Annotated in this window: 17 protein-coding genes; 12 read left to right on the plus strand and 5 right to left on the minus strand. The window is 64.0% G+C overall.

The annotated features are described in order from the left end of the window. Window positions 1–30 precede the first annotated feature (30 nt). Both EOA16_RS00395 and EOA16_RS00400 read right to left on the minus strand, forming a co-directional pair. The gene (locus tag EOA16_RS00395; protein ID WP_127254753.1) at window positions 31–1,524 is read right to left on the minus strand and encodes an NAD-dependent succinate-semialdehyde dehydrogenase; all 1,494 of its coding nucleotides are present in this window, start codon (window positions 1,522–1,524) and stop codon (window positions 31–33) included. Window positions 1,525–1,654: 130 nt separating this feature from the next. Further along, window positions 1,655–2,146, minus strand: a complete 492-nt coding sequence (locus tag EOA16_RS00400) for an Lrp/AsnC family transcriptional regulator (RefSeq protein WP_127254754.1) — start codon at window positions 2,144–2,146, stop codon at window positions 1,655–1,657. Window positions 2,147–2,227: 81 nt separating this feature from the next. On the opposite strand from EOA16_RS00400, the gene EOA16_RS00405 reads away from it, so the two are divergent. The 11 genes from EOA16_RS00405 to EOA16_RS00455 all read left to right on the plus strand — a co-directional run bounded on the left by EOA16_RS00405 (window position 2,228) and on the right by EOA16_RS00455 (window position 12,814). Beyond that, window positions 2,228–3,613, plus strand: a complete 1,386-nt coding sequence (locus tag EOA16_RS00405) for a PLP-dependent aminotransferase family protein (RefSeq protein ID WP_127254755.1) — start codon at window positions 2,228–2,230, stop codon at window positions 3,611–3,613. Window positions 3,614–3,757: 144 nt separating this feature from the next. After that, entirely contained in the window at window positions 3,758–4,549 is a 792-nt protein-coding gene (ehuA, locus tag EOA16_RS00410) for an ectoine/hydroxyectoine ABC transporter ATP-binding protein EhuA (RefSeq protein WP_127254756.1), read from the plus strand. Window positions 4,550–4,637: 88 nt separating this feature from the next. Continuing rightward, window positions 4,638–5,489, plus strand: coding sequence for an ectoine/hydroxyectoine ABC transporter substrate-binding protein EhuB (gene ehuB / locus EOA16_RS00415; RefSeq protein ID WP_127254757.1), 852 nt, complete (start codon window positions 4,638–4,640; stop codon window positions 5,487–5,489). 163 nt (window positions 5,490–5,652) lie between these two features. Further along, window positions 5,653–6,312 (plus strand): ectoine/hydroxyectoine ABC transporter permease subunit EhuC, encoded by a 660-nt coding sequence (ehuC, locus tag EOA16_RS00420; RefSeq protein ID WP_127254758.1) that lies wholly within the window; start codon window positions 5,653–5,655, stop codon window positions 6,310–6,312. Window positions 6,313–6,346: 34 nt separating this feature from the next. After that, entirely contained in the window at window positions 6,347–7,006 is a 660-nt protein-coding gene (gene ehuD, locus EOA16_RS00425) for an ectoine/hydroxyectoine ABC transporter permease subunit EhuD (RefSeq protein ID WP_127254759.1), read from the plus strand. A gap of 3 nt (window positions 7,007–7,009) precedes the next feature. Next, entirely contained in the window at window positions 7,010–7,786 is a 777-nt protein-coding gene (gene eutA / locus EOA16_RS00430; RefSeq protein WP_127254760.1) for an ectoine utilization protein EutA, read from the plus strand. A gap of 9 nt (window positions 7,787–7,795) precedes the next feature. Then, window positions 7,796–8,782: a hydroxyectoine utilization dehydratase EutB gene (gene eutB, locus EOA16_RS00435; RefSeq protein WP_164754052.1), complete on the plus strand. Its 987-nt coding sequence runs from the start codon at window positions 7,796–7,798 to the stop codon at window positions 8,780–8,782. Further along, entirely contained in the window at window positions 8,779–9,771 is a 993-nt protein-coding gene (locus tag EOA16_RS00440; protein WP_127254762.1) for a cyclodeaminase, read from the plus strand. Before eutB ends, EOA16_RS00440 begins: the two co-directional genes overlap by 4 nt. Window positions 9,772–9,906: 135 nt before the next feature. Then, window positions 9,907–11,085, plus strand: a complete 1,179-nt coding sequence (doeA, locus tag EOA16_RS00445; RefSeq protein WP_127254763.1) for an ectoine hydrolase DoeA — start codon at window positions 9,907–9,909, stop codon at window positions 11,083–11,085. A 5-nt stretch (window positions 11,086–11,090) separates the two neighbouring features. After that, the gene (gene doeB, locus EOA16_RS00450) at window positions 11,091–12,089 is read left to right on the plus strand and encodes a N(2)-acetyl-L-2,4-diaminobutanoate deacetylase DoeB (RefSeq protein WP_127254764.1); all 999 of its coding nucleotides are present in this window, start codon (window positions 11,091–11,093) and stop codon (window positions 12,087–12,089) included. A 413-nt stretch (window positions 12,090–12,502) separates the two neighbouring features. After that, window positions 12,503–12,814 carry a hypothetical protein gene (locus EOA16_RS00455; RefSeq protein WP_224675447.1) on the plus strand — a complete coding sequence of 104 codons (312 nt, stop codon included), beginning with the start codon at window positions 12,503–12,505 and terminating at the stop codon, window positions 12,812–12,814. A 52-nt stretch (window positions 12,815–12,866) separates the two neighbouring features. On the opposite strand, the gene EOA16_RS00460 is transcribed toward EOA16_RS00455, so the two are convergent. The 3 genes from EOA16_RS00460 to EOA16_RS00470 all read right to left on the minus strand — a co-directional run bounded on the left by EOA16_RS00460 (window position 12,867) and on the right by EOA16_RS00470 (window position 16,661). Then, window positions 12,867–13,985 carry a P1 family peptidase gene (locus EOA16_RS00460; protein WP_127254765.1) on the minus strand — a complete coding sequence of 373 codons (1,119 nt, stop codon included), beginning with the start codon at window positions 13,983–13,985 and terminating at the stop codon, window positions 12,867–12,869. A 4-nt stretch (window positions 13,986–13,989) separates the two neighbouring features. Continuing rightward, on the minus strand, window positions 13,990–15,621 hold the full coding sequence (gene xseA / locus EOA16_RS00465; protein WP_127254766.1) for an exodeoxyribonuclease VII large subunit: 1,632 nt from the start codon (window positions 15,619–15,621) through the stop codon (window positions 13,990–13,992). A gap of 83 nt (window positions 15,622–15,704) precedes the next feature. Continuing rightward, window positions 15,705–16,661: a LysR substrate-binding domain-containing protein gene (locus EOA16_RS00470; RefSeq protein WP_127254767.1), complete on the minus strand. Its 957-nt coding sequence runs from the start codon at window positions 16,659–16,661 to the stop codon at window positions 15,705–15,707. 274 nt (window positions 16,662–16,935) lie between these two features. Between EOA16_RS00470 and EOA16_RS00475 the strand changes: the two genes are divergently transcribed. Further along, window positions 16,936–17,226, plus strand: coding sequence for a DUF1127 domain-containing protein (locus EOA16_RS00475; protein WP_127254768.1), 291 nt, complete (start codon window positions 16,936–16,938; stop codon window positions 17,224–17,226). Window positions 17,227–17,283 lie beyond the last annotated feature (57 nt).

Consider the following 17,283-nt stretch of genomic DNA (forward strand, 5'->3'; position numbering starts at 1 on the left):
TTTTGACTCCTTGAAAGGTCCGGGTGGGGTCTAGGCCACATCCAGGCAGAGATACTTGATGTCAGTAAAGGCTTCGAGCCCGTGGCGCGAGCCTTCGCGCCCGATGCCCGATTGCTTGACGCCGCCGAACGGGATCGGCGCACCGGTGATCTTGACGCGGTTGATGGCGACCATGCCGTAGTCGAGCGCGCGGCCCATGCGCTGCTGCCGGGCGCCGTTCTCGGTCACGACATAGGCGACGAGGCCATATTCGGTGGCATTGGCGCGGGCGATCACCTCGTCCTCGCTGTCGAATGGCGTTACGGCAGCCACCGGGCCAAAAGTCTCCTCGCGCATGATCAACGCTTCGTCGGTGACATCGGCCAGCAGTGTCGGCTGGTAGAACAGGGGGCCAGCCAGGTGCCGCTTGCCGCCGGTGAGGCAGCGCGCGCCATGGGTCAGCGCGTCTGCGACCTGTTCCTCGACCTTCTTGACGGCGCGCTCATGCATCAGCGGCCCGATGTCGATCTTCTCAGCCAGGCCATTGCCGGTCCGCAGCGTCTCGATGCGCTTGGCGAAGGCGGCGCAGAAGCGCTCGTAGATCGGACGCTGGACATAGATGCGGTTGGCGGCGAGGCAGTCCTGGCCCGACGTGGCGAATTTAGCGTCGATGGCGATATCAACCGCTTTGTCCAGATCGGCGTCGGCAAAGACGATCAGCGGCGCGTGGCCGCCAAGCTCCATCACCAGCCGCTTCATGGTCGGCGCACTTTGCGCGGCGATCAGCCGTCCAATTTCGGTCGAGCCGGTAAAACTCATGGCGCGGACGCGCGGATCCTCGCACATCCGGCCGACGATGGTCGAAGCCTTGCCGGTGACAATGTTGAAGACGCCGGCGGGCAGGCCGGCGCGTTCGCTGAGTTCGGCCAGCGCCAGCGCCGACAGCGGCGTTTCCGAGGACGGATGCGCAACGATGGTGCAGCCGGCGGCAAGCGCTGCCGCAGCCTTGCGGGTCAGCATCGCCGACGGAAAATTCCACGGCGTGACGACACCGACGACGCCGAGCGGCTCACGCCGCACCATCATCTCGGCGTTCGGCAGATGGCTGGTGACGCTCTCGGCATTCAGACGCTTGGCTTCCTCGGCATACCATTCGACGAAGGAAGCGGCATAATCGATCTCGCCCCGCGACTCCTGCAGCGGCTTGCCTTGTTCCAGCGTCATCAGCAGGGCCAGGTCTTGCTTCGCGGCAATGATCAGCTCGAACCATTTTCGAAGAATTTTCGAGCGCTCCTGCGGCAACAGCGCCCGCCACGCCGGGAAGGCACGCGCGGCGGCATCGATCGCCTTTGTCGTCTGCCGGCCATCGAGCGCGGAGACGAAAGCGACTGTGGTGCCGGTGGCCGGGTCGTTGACCTCGAAGCTTTCGGCAGCCTCGCTTGCGGTCCAGTGGCCGTCGACATAGGCGAGTTCACGCAGCAGCCGGCGGTCGGTCAGGCGGTCGAGCGCTTCATGGCGATGCGAGCGGGCGAAATGCGCGGACATGGTCAAGACCTCCCGGTTCGGACTGATGCGGGAAGACTATCCGTCCGATGCAGACAGAGAGGCTGTTTGGATGCCTTGAAGTAGAGAGACTCTCTCTATTGTGGCGCCCCGACAGACGATCTCTCCGGCCTTAAGCCGACGCCGGCAGCAGGTCGGCTATGGGCAGCGCCACCTCGTCCTTCACCGTCTTGATGACAATGTAGGTGAAGTAGCGATCGATGCCGATCTCGCGTTCCAGCAGGCCATCGACCAGCCGCTGATAGGCGTCGATGTCGCGCGCCATTACCTTCAGCAGATAGTCGACGCCGCCGCCGACCGACCAGCAGGCGACGATCTCGGGAACATCGCGGATGACGCGCTCAAAGCGGTCGAAATCGGCCTGGCGATGGTTTGCCAGCGTCACCTCCATCAGCACGGTGGCAACGGGTGCCACGACGCGCATGGCGATCCTGGCGTGATAGCCCGAGACGATCCCGGCCTTCTCCAGCTTGCGCAGCCGCATCCAGCACGGCGTCGGCGACAGGCCGACCTGCTCGGCCAGCGCCAGCTTGGTGATGCGTCCGTCGCGCTGGATGGCGTCGAGGATTTTCAGGTCGATCGGGTCGAGTTTCGCTGATGTCATCAGGGCTCACTTTTCGTCCAGGTACCATGACGGCGCATTATTTCGATTGTCAATTGCACTGATTTCGATCTCTAATAAGTCATGACATTGTGGCAACCAGATCCCGCGCTTATCCGGCGGCCGGCCTATCAGTCGCTGGCCGACCAGTTCGCGCGCGCCATCCATGATGGACGCCTTGCCAATGGCGCGCGGTTGCCGACCCATCGCAGGCTGGCCGACGACCTCAAGCTTTCGGTGCAGACGGTCAGCCGCGCCTATGAGGAACTGATCCGGCGCGGCCTGATTTCTGGCGAGATCGGCCGCGGCAGCTTCGTCCAGACGCAGCGTCGCGAGCCGGAGCCGCCCTATCTGCCGGAGCGCCTGGGCGAAGTCATCGATCTGTCGATCCTGAAGCCGGTCTGCGAGCCGATGCATCTGGAGCGGCTGAAGCAGGCACTGGGCTGGCTGGCTGAGAACCTGCCGTCGAGTTCAGCACTTTCGTTCCGGCCCAACATGGTGTTTCCCCGCCACCGCGCGGTGGCGGTCGAATGGTTGAGACTGTGCGGGCTCGACACCTCCGCGCAGAACATCAGCCTGACCAACGGCGCCACCGCCGGCATGACGGTGGCGCTGATGAGCGTCGCGCCGCCGGGCTCGACGGTCGCCACGGAGGCGATCGGCCACCATACTCTGGTGCCGTTGGCACGCTATCTCGGCTTCAACCTGGAAGGCCTGCCGATCGACGACAACGGCCTGATTCCTGAAGCGCTGGACGAGGCCTGCCGGCTTTCCGACATCCGCGCGGTCTTCGTGCAGCCCTCGGTCATCAACCCGACGGCGACGCTGATGGATGCGCGGCGGCGCGAAGAGATCGCCGCGGTCGCGCGCAAGCACGATATCGCCATCATCGAGAACGATGTGCTGGGTCCGCTGGTCGAAGACCGGCCGCCGCCGGTTGCCGCGTTCGCGCCGGAGCGCACGCTCTACGTCACCTCCTTCACCAAGATCACCGTGCCCGGCCTGCGCATCGGCTATCTGGCCGCGCCCGACCGCTACGTCGCCGCCGTCGCCAACCGGCATCTGGTTTCGAACTGGATGGCGACGCCGCTGGTGGCGGAAATCGCCACCAAATGGGTGACCGACGGCACGGCGATGGAGCTTGTCCACTGGCAGCGCGCGGCTTTGAGGCGCCGGCAGGATATTGCAGCGCAAGTGCTGGCGGGGGTCGACTATCGCGCCCGGCGCGACGGGCTGCATGTCTGGCTGCAACTGCCGGCCGACCGCGCCGAGGAAAGTTTTGTCGCCCAGGCTCGCCTGCAGGGCGTGGCGATTGCACCCGGCACATCCTTCCGTATTTCGGCTGCGCCGTGGCATCCGGCGGTGCGCATCTCGCTGGGCTCGACCACCGAGGGGGAACTGCGCGCCGGCCTCGGCGTTGTCACCAAGCTGCTGCTTGGCGATCCGGAGCATCTGCTGCTCGCAATCTAGCGAGTACGCCGCTCTTCGGCACCTGGTTGCTCAAGAATTGTGCGGAATGGGAAATATTGTCATGATATTATTTTCCCAATTGACATGATTTGGCGCGTTCCGCATCGTTAAGGGGCACAGGCTTCTCCAGCACGGGGAATTTATTTGTCCGCATCAGCGCCCATCATCAAGATCGACGGCATCTCGAAGAGCTTCGGCAGCTTCAAGGTGCTGGACGGCCTGTCGATGCAGGTCATGCCCGGCGAGAAGCTGGCACTGATCGGCCCGTCGGGCTCGGGCAAGACGACGATCCTGCGCATCCTGATGACCCTGGAGCGCATCGATGGCGGTCATATCCAGATCGACGGCGAGCAGCTCTACCACATGGAGCGCAATGGCCAGCTGCTGCCCGCCGACGAGCGGCATCTGACAAGGATGCGCCAGAAGATCGGCATGGTCTTCCAGCTGTTCAACCTGTTTCCGCACAAATGCGTCATGGACAATGTCACGCTGGCGCCGATGCTGACCAAGGGGACGCCGCGTGCCGCCGCCGAAAAGCGGGCGATGGAACTGCTCGAAATGGTCGGTATGGCCGACAAGGCAAAGAACATGCCGGCGCAGCTGTCCGGTGGGCAGAAGCAGCGCGTGGCGATCGCCCGGGCGCTGGCGCTGTCGCCAAAGATCATGCTGTTCGACGAAGTGACGTCGGCGCTCGATCCGGAGCTCGTCGAGGAGGTGATGAACGTCATGCGCAAGCTCGCCGCCGAGACCGACATGACCATGCTGCTGGTCACCCACGAGATGGGCTTTGCCCATGATTTCGCCGATCGGGTGCTGTTCTTCGACCGCGGCAGGATCGTCGAGGAAGGCAAACCGGACGAGATTTTCCGCAATCCCAAGCAGGAGCGCACGCAAGGTTTCCTGAAGAAGATCATCGCGGCCGGACATCGCGTCTGACCGCAATGCCCCAGGGCGACGAAGTCGTCCCGAGGTGGCGAGGGCCGCCCCGTAACAAAGCAAGACAAGAAACAAGGAGTTGGGAACAATGAAGAAACTTGGCATTCTGGCCGGCGTTGCCGGTCTTGCACTGACGGCGGTGCTGGCCGCCTCGATCCCCGGTTCGGCCGACGACAGCAAGCTCGAACAGCTCAAGGCGCAAGGCTTCGCTCGTCTCGCCATCGCCAACGAGCCGCCCTATACGGCGGTCGCCGCCGACGGCAAGGTTTCGGGTGCCGCGCCTGATGTGGCTCGCGAGATATTCAAGCGGCTCGGCGTCGCCGACGTCGCCGCTTCGATCTCCGAATATGGCGCCATGATCCCCGGCCTGCAGGCCGGTCGCTTCGATGTCGTCACCGCCGGCCTGTTCATGAAGCCGGAGCGCTGTGCCGCGGTTGCGTATTCGGAACCCGTGCTGTGCGACGCCGAGGCAATGCTGGTGAAGAAAGGCAATCCGAAAGGCTTCAAGAGCTATGAGGATGTCGCCAAGGATACGACTGCGACCATCGGTGCGCCGGGCGGCGGCACCGAGGAGAAGCTCGCGCTCAATGCCGGCGTGCCACGCGATCGCGTCATCGTCGTGCCGGATGGCCAGAGCGGCGTGAAGATGCTTCAGGACGGCCGCATCGATGCTTATTCGCTGCCCGTCCTGTCGATCAATGATCTGGTCAAGAAGGCCAACGATCCGAACCTCGAAGTCATCGCTCCGGTGCAGGGCGCACCGGTCTATTGCGACGGCGCCGCCTTCAAGAAGGGCGACGAGGCACTGCGCGACGCCTTCGACGTAGAACTGGCCAAGATGAAGAAATCAGGCGAGTTCGCCAAGATCATCGAGCCCTACGGCTTCTCGGCGGCGGCGGCGATGTCGACCAGCCGCGACAAGCTCTGCGCTGCGAAGTGATTTTTCCTTCTCCCCGTTCAACGGGGAGAAGGTGTCACGAAGTGACGGATGAGGGGCGGCGCCAAGTTCTGAGAGTTTAGCGCCGCCCCTCATCTGCCTGCCGGCATCTTCTCCCCGTAAACGGGGAGAAGGAGCCAAACCCAACGTTGGAACATCTGACCCAATGACCCAGTGGTCCGGCTATTTCGGCCTGATATTGCAGGGAGCGCTTGTCACCATCGAGCTGACGCTGATGGGGTCGGTGCTTGCCCTGCTCATGGCCTTTCTTGCCGGAATGGGGCGGCTGTCGCGCTTCTTCGTGCTGCGCGCGCTGGCCACCGCCTACATCGAATTCTTCCGCGGCACCTCGATCTTCGTGCAGTTGTTCTGGGCCTATTTCGTGCTGCCCTTCATCGGCATTTCGCTAACCCCGTTGCAGGCCGGCGTGCTGGCGCTCGGCCTCAATGTCGGCGCCTACGCCGCCGAAGTCGTGCGCGGTGCCATCCAGTCGATCGGCCGCGAACAGTATGAGGCCTGCACCGCGCTCAATCTCGGGCGATGGCAAGGCATGCGCCACATCATCCTGCCGCAGGCGCTGCTGGTGATGCTGCCGACCTTCGGCAACAACGCCATCGAATTGCTCAAGGCGACCGCCGTGGTGTCGCTGATCTCGCTCACCGATCTGACCTTCCAGGCGCAGGTGGTGCGCGCCCAGACCGGCAACACCCTGGTGCCGTTCACCACCATCCTGATCATCTATTTCATCCTCGCCTTGCTCATCTCGTGGGGCGTGCGTTCGCTGGAACGCCGCATGGCGCGCGGCCTTGATGGGGTGCGTGCCTGATGGCCAATGCCCTTCTGATAAATTGGGCTTGCTGATGGAGTGGGATTGGAACTTCGTCTGGGAAATCATGCCGACGCTGATCCAGGGCGTGAAGATCACCATCCTGGCGACGCTGCTCGGCTCGGTGCTGGCGGCGATCGTCGGGCTGGGCATTGCGCTTGCGCGCCGCTCGCCCAACAAGGCGTTGTCGCGCACGGTCGGCTGGGCAGCCGAATTCATCCGCGGCACGCCGCTGCTGGTGCAGCTCTATTTCATCTTCTACGTGCTGCCCGACATCGGCATCCTGTTGCCGCCGCTGGTCGCCGGTGTCATCGGGCTCGGGCTGCATTACGGCACCTACACGGCCGAGGTGTATCGTGCCGGCATCGACAATGTGCCGCGCGGCCAATGGGAGGCGGCCAAGGCCTGCAATCTAAGCGCCAGGCAGACCTGGACCCACATCATCATTCCGCAGGCCATCCCGCCGATGATTCCGGCATTGGCCAATTACTTCATCGCCATGTTCAAGGAAACGCCGCTGCTGTCGGCGATCACCGTGCTGGAACTGATGAACCAGGCCAAAAGCGTCGCCAACACCTACTATCGCTATATCGAGCCGATCACCCTGGTCGGTGCCTTCTTCCTCGTCATCAGTCTGTTTTCGGTCGTGCTGCTGCGCTGGCTGGAACGCCGCTACGGTAAGATCGAGAGGTAGCCGTTGAAACCCTTGCCCGAGATCAAGATCTATCCAAAACGGCCGGCGCTGGATGCGCGCCCGCTCGACATGCGCATCGGCCTGATCATCCTGGCCACCGACCATACCAGCGAACAGGATTTCCGCCGCATGGTGGCGAGCGAGCGGATCGGCGTCTATGTCGCCCGCATTCCCTACGCCAACCCGACGACGCCCGAAAACCTGCGCAAGATGCAGCCGGCGCTGACGGCGGGCGCGGCCCTGATCCTGCCCGACGAGCCACTCGATGCCATCTGCTATTCCTGCACCTCGGCCTCGGTGGTGATCGGCGATGCCGAGATCGAGGCGGCGATCCAGGTCACAAAGCCCGGCGTGCCAGTCGTTACGCCGCCGATGGCGGGCGTGCGCGGGCTGCGTGTGCTGGGCGCAAACAAGCTCAGCATCCTCACTCCCTACACGGTCGAGACATCCAGGCCGATGGCCACGTATTTCGCGGCGCGCGGCTTCGAGATCGTCAGCTTCACCTGCCTCGGTTTCGAGGACGACCGCGAGATGGCGCGCATCGCACCGGCAACGCTTGTCGATCTGGCGCGGGAAGCGACCGACGCCAGCGCCGATGCGCTGTTCGTGTCCTGCACGGCGCTGCGTAGCGCCCTCGCGGTCACCGGCATGGAAAAGGCTATTGGACGTCCCGTGGTGACCAGCAACCAGGCGACCGCCTGGAATTGTCTGCGGCTTTGCGGAGATGACACGCCGCATCCCGAATTCGGCCGTCTGATGACGCAGCCATTTGCCGCCTGATTGATGATCATGACACAGGTCACTCTTGAGCACATTCGCGCCGCGCGTGAGCGCATTGCCGGCAAGGTCGAGCGCACGCCGACCGTGCTATCCCAAAGTCTTTCCGACGAGCTGGGCGCACAGGTTCACCTCAAGCTCGAACACCGGCAGACCACCGGCAGTTTCAAGCTGCGTGGCGCCTCGAACGCCATCGCCTCGTTGAGCGCCGAACAGAAGGCGCGTGGCGTGGTCGCGGCCTCGACCGGCAATCACGGCCGCGCGCTGGCGCATGCGGCGAAGCTTGAGGGCATGCGCGCCGTGATCTGCATGTCGCGCCTGGTGCCCGGCAACAAGCTCGAAGAGATCCGCCGGCTGGGCGCGGAGGTCCGCATCGTCGGCGACAGCCAGGACGATGCCCAGCAGGAGGTCGATCGGCTGGTGGCGCAAGAGGGGCTGGTTATGCTGCCGCCCTTCGACCATCCCGACATTATCGCCGGGCAAGGCACGCTCGGGCTTGAGATGATCGAGCAGGTCCCGGATGCCGCCCTCGTTCTGGTCCAGCTCTCCGGCGGTGGGCTCGCCTCAGGCGTTGCTTCAGCCATCAAAGCCGTCAGCCCCCGGACAAAAGTCATCGGTGTCTCGATGGCGCGCGGCGCGGCGATGAAGGCCAGCCTCGATGCGGGCCACCCGGTGCTGGTGGAAGAGTTGCCGACGCTTGCGGATTCGCTCGGCGGCGGCATCGGCCTCGACAACCGGCTGACCTTCGCCATGTGCCGCGACCTGCTCGACGATGTCATCCTGCTCAGTGAAGACGAGATCGCCGCCGGTATCCGCCACGCCTATGCGCGGGAGCGCGAGATCATCGAGGGCGCCGGCGCGGTCGGCATCGCCGCACTGCTCGCCGGCAAGATCACGACGAACGGGCCGGTGGTTGTTCTGCTTTCCGGCCGCAACATCGATATGGACGCGCACCGCAAGATTGTTTGCGGCGAAGCGCGATCGGAGCGTGCCGCATGAGCCGGATGACGATCCTCACCGAGCAAGAATTGCGCGCGATCGTGACACTCGATCTCGATGCCGTCGCCTGCGTCGAGAACGCCTTCCGCGCGCTTGCCACTCTGCCGGTGGCGATGCCGCCGATCCTGCGGCTCGACATTCCCGAGCATCGCGGCGAGGTCGACGTGAAGACCGCCTATGTGCCGGGCATCGACGGTTTTGCCATCAAGATCAGCCCCGGCTTCTTCGACAACCCGAAGCTCGGCCTGCCTAGCGTCAACGGCATGATGGTGCTGCTTTCGGCCAAGACCGGCCTAGTCGAGGCGCTGTTGCTCGACAATGGCTATCTCACCGACGTCCGCACGGCTGCTGCCGGCGCGGTCGCGGCCAAACATCTGTCGCGGCAGGACTCGTCGATTGCCGCGATCTTCGGCGCCGGCGTCCAGGCCGGGCTGCAATTGGAAGCCCTCAGGCTGGTACGGCCGATTGCCGAGGCACGCATCTGGGCGCGCGATGCAGCCAAGGCCGAGGCGACCGCCCGAGCCCTGCGCGAAAAGCTCGGCATTCTCGTGCGTGCCGTATCAGACGCGGCAAATGCAGTTGCCGGCGCCGACATCATCATCACCACCACGCCTTCGACCGAGCCGCTGATCAAGGCGGGATTCGTTTCCGCCGGCCAGCACATTACCGCGATGGGCTCCGACGCCGAGCACAAGAACGAGATCGCGCCGGCAATCCTGCGCATGGCCGATCTCTATGTCGCCGACAGTGCCCGCCAGACAAGGCGGTTGGGTGAACTGCATCATGCCATCGCGGCGGGTGTGATGGCTGGAGATGCGGAGGTGACCGAACTCGGACAGATCATCGCCGGCGAAAAACATGGCCGCCGCTCGGCCAGCGACATCACCATCGCCGATCTCACCGGCACCGGCGTCCAGGACACGGCGATTGCCACGCTCGCTCGAGACCGCGCGCGGGCGGTGAAGGCGGGAACCATTTTCGAAAGCTGATACCGGCCGCAGGAGCATGATCCGGAAAAGTGGAGACCGGTTTTCCGAGAAGATCATGCTCAAGCAGAATGACCTGGAGCCGGATTCAACGAAGTTGAAACAGGCTCCAGGCCCAACAAACGAGGACTAAGAACAATGCAACCGAATCTGAAATTCTCGCGTGGCGAATTTGCGGATCGCCTCGCCAAGACGCGCAAGGCCATGGAGGTGAAGGGCGTCGATCTTCTTGTTATCAGCGATCCTTCCAACATGGCCTGGCTGACCGGCTACGACGGCTGGTCGTTCTATGTGCATCAGGCCGTCATCGTGCCGCCATCGGGCGAACCGGTCTGGTACGGGCGCGGCCAGGACGCCAACGGCGCCAAGCGCACCGCCTATATCGCGCACGACAACATCGTCGGCTATGCCGACCACTATGTGCAGTCGACCGAGCGCCACCCGATGGATTTTTTGGCCAGCGTGCTTGCGGATCGCGGCTGGGGCAAGCTGACAGTCGGCGTCGAGATGGACAATTACTGGTTCTCGGCCGCAGCCTTCGCATCGCTGCAGAAGCATCTGCCCAATGCCCGCTTTGTCGATGCCACCGCGCTGGTCAACTGGCAGCGCGCGATCAAGAGCCCGACCGAGATCGATTATATGCGCAAGGCCGCCCGCATCGTCGAAGCGATGCACCAGCGTATCGTCGACAAGATCGAAGTCGGCATGCGCAAATGCGATCTCGTTGCCGAAATCTACGATGCCGGCACGCGCGGCGTCGACGGCATCGGCGGCGACTATCCGGCGATCGTGCCGCTGCTGCCGTCGGGTGCCGATGCTTCGGCGCCGCATCTGACCTGGGACGACAGACCGATGAAGCGGGGCGAGGGCACCTTCTTCGAGATCGCCGGCTGCTACAACCGCTATCACTGCCCACTGTCGCGCACCGTCTTCCTCGGCAAGCCGACGCAGGAATTCCTCGATGCCGAGAAGGCGACGCTGGAAGGCATGGAAGCGGGCTTGGCCGCTGCAAAACCCGGCAACGCCTGCGAGGACATCGCCAACGCCTTCTTCGGTGTCCTCAAGCGATACGGCATCGTCAAGGACAACCGCACCGGCTATTCGATCGGCCTGTCCTATCCGCCGGACTGGGGCGAGCGCACGATGAGCCTGCGTCCCGGCGACTGCACCGAACTCAAGCCCGGCATGACCTTCCATTTCATGACCGGCCTGTGGCTGGAAACGATGGGACTGGAGATCACCGAATCCATCCTGATCACCGAAACGGGTGTAGAGTGCCTGGCCAATGTGCCGCGCAAGCTGGTGGTGAAGGATTGAGCCCGATGTCCAGTACCCGCCCGTCGCCAATCGCGCCGACCGTCGATTTCGACCGCGATGGCGTGCAGCATGGTTTCCTGCGCCTGCCCTACAGCCGAGATGACTCGGCGTGGGGCTCGGTGATGATCCCGATCTGCGTTATCCGCAACGGCAAGGGGCCGGCAGCATTGCTTTCCGGCGGCAACCATGGCGACGAGTATGAGGGGCCGCTGGCCCTCTACGATCTCGCCAGGACCCTCGATCCCAAGCAAGTCAGCGGCACGGTGATCATCGTGCCGGCAATGAACTATCCGGCCTTCCGCGCCGGCACGCGCACCTCGCCGATCGACAAGGGCAACATGAACCGCAGCTTTCCCGGCCGGCCGGACGGGACGGTGACCGAAAAGATCGCCGATTATTTCCAGCGTGAGCTGCTCCCCCGCGCCGACATCGTGTTCGACTTCCACTCCGGCGGCAAGACGCTGGACTTCGTGCCGTTCTGCGCCGCGCATACTTTGCCCGACAAGGCGCTGGAACAGAAAGCCTTTGACGCGGTCGCGGCCTTTGCCGCCCCGTTCTCGATGCGCATGATCGAAATCGACGCCGTAGGCATGTACGACACGGCAGCCGAGGAGATGGGCAAGGTCTTTGTCAGCACCGAGCTTGGCGGCGGCGGCACCTCGCGCGCGCAGACGGTGCGGATCGCGCGGCACGGTATCCTCAACGTGCTGCGTCATGCCGGCATCGTTGCCGGAGCGGTCGAGAGGGGCAAAACCCAGTGGCTCGACATGCCGTCGGGCGATTGTTTCTCGTTCGCCGAAGATGACGGCATGATCGAAACCATGGTCGACCTCGGCGAGCCCGTCGAAGACGGCGCGGTACTGGCACGCATCCATTCCACCGGCCGCACCGGCGTCGCGCCGCAGGAAATCCGGGCAAAAATGTCGGGCATGCTGGCGGCGCGGCATTTCCCCGGGCTGGTCAAAGCCGGCGACTGCGCGGCGGTGGTGGCTGTGCACGTCTGAGCGGTTCCGCCGAAGCTTGCTCCACCCGGCTCGGGGCCTTCGTCACTTGCTCTGCGTTCGTCGCGGCCCCTTCGGCGCGGCGCAAAGAAGCAGGATGGCGAGCGGAGTCGACATTGCAGGAGGATGTCACTATATAGCGGCGGCTTCGACCTGCGCGCCCGAGGGCAGCACCTCGAAGCAACTGTGAATGTGTAGTGTGTTGTGCCATCTATTGTGACGGAAATCGGCTCGGAAACCGGAAAAAAGCAAATAGAAACAGTGGCGCAGCGCTGGGTGTGACCCAGCTAACGGTACCGACCCCTCCAGAATCAGAAAATGCTCTTGACCCCTCGATTTCCTATGGCTCTGTGGACCTTGGACGGCATTGGCTTGCCGGCTGACCGCGACTCGGCTGGAATGGGGACATGCATCCTTTGCGGGATGTCGACGTTTATGATTACCAACCGGCTTTGCCGCCAGGGAACAGCAGTATGAGTGAACACGCCATCGAATTCTTGCGGGGATGGATCGGCGAAAAGGTCCATTGCCAGTCCTCCCAGGCAAGGATCGACAAGCAGGCCGAAACCTTGGCCAAGGAGTGCGCCGCCGAGGCGGCCGAGGTCGGCATTCCGCTGGAGGATATCCAGGAAGAAGTCGGCGATATCCAGGAACTTATCGCATCCCGGCTTGAGGAAGCGGCCGAGGCCGAGGAAAGCCAGCAGGCCCCCAGAAAAGCCGCGGAATGATCGCATAGCGGCGACGTTGTTTCATCGCGGGCTTCTGGCCCGCGTTTTGTCTTCAGCCAAACTTCTCCTTCAGCCACGTCTTCGGCAGCGCCGGCACGAAATTCCCGTCGCGTCCGGTCATATCGTCATTGGCGACCAGCGCGTTGAGGATTGCTTCCTCCACGCTCTGGATCACCGCATCGAAAAACGGATCGATGTCGGTGTCCGGAATAAAATCGGCACTGGCGATGCGGCCGGATGGCGCCAGCGCCGCGCTCGCATTGGCGGTCGAGAAGGCGATAAAAATGTCGCCTGAACTGTGATAGCCGAAGCCGCCGGTCAAGGCGACGCCAAGCGGCACCCGTCGGGCCAGCCGCTTCATTTGATGCGGCAGGAACGGTGCGTCGGTGGCGACGACGGCGATGATCGAACCCTTTTCGGCGCGCGGCGTGCGTTCGCGGACCGCCGGTTCGACGAGTTCCGGCCCGGCGCGCAGGCCGCGAATGATAATATTGCGCCGTTTTCCAAAATTGGACTGCACGAAGGCGCCGACGGTGAAGGCATGGCCTTGCCATTCGACGATGCGCGATGCCGTGCCGGAGCCGGCCTTGAAGCCGAAGGTGATCATGCCGGTACCGCCGCCGACGCTGCCTTCCTCGATCGGTCCGGCGGCGGCGCTGTCGAGGGCCTGCGCAACATGCTCTGACGTCAAATGGTGGCCGTTGATGTCGTTGAGGAAACCGTCATAGGTCTCCGCCGCCACCGGCAGCCCCCAGCCGCTGTCGAGCGCCGCCGGCAGCATGCTTTGCATCCAGCGCAGCGTGCCGTCGCGTGAGACGCCGCAGGAATGCGTGTTGGTGATGGTGATCGGGAAGTTGAAAGCGCCGGTTTCCTCGACGATGTGCGAGCCGGTCAGTTCGCCGTTTCCGTTCTGGGAGAAGATGCCGGCGAAGACCGGGGTGGCGAGGTCGGCGAGCGGTCTGGGCAGGATCGCGGTCACGCCGGTGCGCACCGGTCCCTCGCCGACGACAAGCGCGCCCTCGCCCGAGATCAGCGTCGCATAGCCGACCGCGACACCGGGCACATCGGTGATCGCGTTAAACGGTCCGGGCCGCCCGTCGAAGCCGATGCCGAAATTTCGCGCGCGCGGTATGCCTGAGGGCGTTGTCAGATGATGCAAATTGTCGGTCATGGTGTCAGAATAGGGATCCCTGATTGCCAGGCTCTTTGGCCTTGGCCGCCGGCTTGGCTACGGCTTTCGGTTTTGCCGTGCCGCTGATTGCCACCGCATCGGCGGTGCCGTCGGCGAACTCGAGCGAAAGCGCCATTCCCGACGCCACGTCGGCAGCCTGCTTGACGACGGCGCCATCCGCATCTCTCACCAGCGCAAAGCCGCGGGCCAGGACGGCCTTGTGCGACAGCGACGCCATCAACCTGTCGGACTGGACGATGCGGCCGCGCAGGCGCTCCAGCCTGAGCACCACTGCTTGCGTGCCGCGTCTTGTCAAAGCTGTCAGAAAATCCCTCTGCACGCGTTGCCGCCGTGCCGTCGGCTCGATCGTGATGCGGCCTTGCAGCACGGCCAGTTGCTGCTTGTGCCGCTGCAGTGATGCCCTGGCACATTTTGGCAATTGATCCGCCGCTCGGTTAAGCTCCGCACGCCGGGCTCTTGCCAACGCGCGCAGTGCCCCTTGTGCTCGCAAAAGATTGCGTTCGTTGGTGCGCCGCGCCTCTGCAATGCGCTGTGACAGCATTGCCGGGGTCAGTTTTACGGCAAAAAACCTTGCACGCTTGCGTTCGGTGGAGACCATCAGGCCCCGGCCGAGCCGGGATGTCGCCTCATCGAGACGCCGGCGCGGCAGCGCCAGCAATTGATCGGGCGAGGGCAGAGCCCGGGCGGCAGCACGGGCGGCCTGCCGCTTGCGTTCGAAATTGCGCAGGACCGCCGCTTTCAGCCGCGCACCGAGGCTGGCAAGCGTTGCTTCGAGGTCCGCCTTCACCGGCACGGCAATTTCGGCCGCACCCGTCGGCGTCGGCGCCCGCACGTCGGCAACGAGGTCGATCAGCGTCCAGTCGGTCTCGTGGCCGACAGCCGAGATCACCGGAACGCCGGAAGCGGCAACCGCGCGGGCGAGCGCCTCGTCGTTGAACCCCCAGAGGTCTTCGAGGCTTCCGCCGCCACGCGCCACGATCAGCAGATCGGGACGCTGGATGGCGCCGTCCCATGCCAGCGCGTTGAAGCCGTTGACCGCCGCGGCCACTTCCGCGCCTGACGTCTCGCCTTGAACACGCACCGGCCAGACCAGGATGTGCAGCGGAAAGCGGTCCTTGATGCGGTGGATGATGTCGCGGATGACGGACCCTGTCGGCGAGGTAACGACGCCGATGACGCGCGGCATGAACGGCAGCAACCGCTTGCGGCCGGTATCGAACAGCCCCTCGGCCTGTAGCCGCCGCTTGCGCTCCTCCAGCAGCGCCATCAGGGCGCCGGCGCCGGCAGGCTCCAGATTGTCGATGACGATCTGGTAGTTGGACTTGCCCGGATAGGTGGTGAGCTTCCCGGTGGCGATCACCTCCATGCCCTCTTCGGGACGGAATTTCAGCCGGCTCATCGTGCCTTTCCACACCACGGCGTCGAGCCGCGCGCGATCGTCCTTCAGCGCGAAATAGGCATGGCCTGAGGAATGCGGCCCGCGATAGCCTGATATTTCGCCGCGCACCCGCACATTGCCGAAAACGTCCTCGACCGTGCGCTTCAGCGCGCCGGAAATCTCGCTCACCGTATATTCGGCGGCGTTTGTGCGTGATTCGGATGCTGCTTCGCTCATCGGCCGATTGGGGAACGGTTGGGCGCCCGCGTCAAGGCGGTTGCGTCGGGCCAGCCGTTCATAACCCGTATACCTGACCCTGCCTACCAGCCGGGCAGGATCTGGTTTGGCTTGGTTCGCCGCAGCTTGGTGAAGGCGAGTGCCGCGAAATCGAATGTCCCGGGGTCTTCGCCGACCGGCACGGAGATATTGTCCAGGCTTTCCGAAATATGCCGGGCGAGCGCATCGACGATCTCCGGCCGCGACGTCTGGCCGCGCATGATGCCGATGCGGCAATCGGGCAGGGCGCCGAAGCCGTCGGCTTCGCCCAGAACCCGCATGCCGGGCCTGAGCGCGCATTCCGGCAGCACCGAGATCGCCAGGCCGGAAAGCACCGCGGCGGTGATGACGGTGGCCGAGAAACTGGTGAACAGGATACGATAGTCGCGATTCTGCTGGTCGAGCACATCGACGGCGGCGCGCCGCCAGATGCAGTTCGGCCGGCCAAAGGCCATCGGCAGCGTTTCCTGCTCATGCGTCGCATGGTTGGCCGAGGCGACCCACAGCAGCGGTTCGCGCCGCACCACCTCCGACTGGCCGCGTACGTCGTTGTGCGTCACCAGCGCCAGGTCGAGATTGCCGCGCTTGATATGCTCGACCAGCCCCGGCGTCGGTTCGCAGATGACGGTGAGTTCGACGCGCGGATTGGAGCGCGTGAACCGCGCCATGATCTCGGGCAGGAAACGATCGGCATAGTCGTCGGGCGTGCCGATACGGATCGTGCCTTCGAGCCGCCGGTCATCGAAGGCGGCTAGGGTCTCGCGGTTGAGATAGAGCAGCCGCCGCGCATAGGAAAGCAGCTTGTCGCCTTCCTCGGTCAGCCTGTTGGTGCGCCCGTCCTTTTCGAACAGCGGCTTGCCGAGCCGCTCCTCCAGCCGACGCATCTGCATCGAAACCGCCGACTGGGTCCGGTGCACCTCTTCGGCCGCCCTGGTGAAGCTGCCGGTGTCGGCGATCGAGATGAAGGTCTGCAATTGATCGAGATCGAGCGGCGATTTCATCGACATGATCCATCACTAGTGTTGATGGTAAAGATTAGAAACATTCGTTGGATTAATCAATCGGCCGATGGCAAATTGGCATTGTCCACATGAAGGCATGTGAATCGAAGCCGGAACGGCCGCTGTCGCCAGCGCCGATCGCCTGGTTTTGTCCGCCCTGCAGCGCCGCGCGTCCTTTGGATGCGCAAAGGACGCTGTAGCACTTTGATTTCGCGCACGATCCTTTTCCGAACCTCCGGTTCGGGGTCATGCGGCAGTCTGAAGGAGACCGACAATGACCACGTTCGATTTCGCCACCGAGACCTCGCGCATCACCTCGCGTCCGGCCGTTGCGACGCGCGTGGCCAACACCGTCTCCAACATCTATCGCGCCTGGAAAAACCGCCGCGCCTTTTATCGCCTTGGCGAGATGTCGGACGCCGAACTCGCCGATATCGGCCTGACGCGCGCCGACCTGCACGTCGCCATCGACGTGCCGTTTGGCCGCGACCCGACGGCGATGCTGCGCGAAATCGCCAGCGATCGCGTCGAAACGATCGAGGACATCGCCCGCAAGGTGGCCTGATCTGTCGCTTGTCGTTCAGGTTGCCGTGAACCTTTTCGGGGTTCGACGCGACTGACG

Origin of the sequence: Mesorhizobium sp. M7A.F.Ca.US.008.03.1.1, assembly GCF_003997495.1 — a bacterium.
GTDB lineage: Bacteria > Pseudomonadota > Alphaproteobacteria > Rhizobiales > Rhizobiaceae > Mesorhizobium.